General features: G+C 52.4%; 1 protein-coding gene. It reads left to right on the top strand.

The window, feature by feature from the left end:
* A partial coding sequence (locus tag BAE31_RS19800; RefSeq protein ID WP_212667498.1) for a hypothetical protein occupies positions 1-437 on the top strand: 437 nt, incomplete at its 5' end.
* Positions 438-914: the final 477 nt, after the last annotated feature.

Raw genomic sequence — 914 nt, 5'->3', positions numbered from 1 at the left:
GGTCGCGGGTTCCGATCACTGATATGCAGGGTTGGTTTTTGTATTTGGCTAAGCACGCTGGCCGTTCTGAGACTCACTATCAGCTCAACCCTGAGATTGTGCCCGCAGGATGGGCTAAAACGGGCCGTGTGTGGGGTTACTGCGGTGATTGGCCCACAGATACCCCCTTCGAGCTGGAAACCTCTCACAAGGCGTTCTGTGCGTTCAGGCGCATTTGCCGCGGCTGGCGTCGTGCTGATGCTCGGACTTCGAATATTGGGACTCGTGCGCGCCGGATTTCGTCCGCTCGCCGTATGTTGAAATGCAATGATCGCAGAAAATCCGAGGTGCGTGGCGTCTCAGAATGGATCCCGCTCGATCTCTCCCTGACTGCTGGCTACTGGTGCATGGGTATGCACCCAATGCCAGACGAAGAACGCCGCCAGATTGAAATCTGACAGCGTTCTCCGCCGCCGAATCGTCAAATGCTAAATCGGGGGATCCCTTTAGGGTTCCGATTTAGTGTTTGATGACACTCCCCTAAAACACTGGTCATGGGTGATGGTTCACGCAGTGAGCCATCACCCTGTTAAGCGTTTTTTGCCCTTTGAGATATAGCTCATGATTTTTGCTGAGGGCTGCGCGAACGGTGAACATCCCCGCAGCTGTGCGAGGAGATGATTACCGTTCGTGAAGTCCACTCTGTTTAATAGTGGACTCTTGTCTCATTTTGAGAAAACGGTACAGGGTGAGGGCTTTTCTGGGGGTTCTGGTGTGAGTGTTTGAGTGCTTCAAATTCTGCGGGGTCGAGGTGCTTCCCTTGATTAGTAGTTACATAACTCGACATACCCCTATCTAACATGTCTTTTTGGGTTTAGTATCCCTTTGTCTTTTGGACAAAAAAACACCCCGCAACTGCGCTAACAGTCCGGGGC

The sequence above is a fragment of the Bacillus sp. I-2 genome, assembly GCF_001974945.1.
Classification (GTDB): Bacteria; Bacillota; Bacilli; order Bacillales; family Bacillaceae; genus Bacillus; species Bacillus safensis.
Note: the sequence above shows the minus strand (reverse complement) of the source record. Positions and strands in the feature narration are given on the sequence as shown.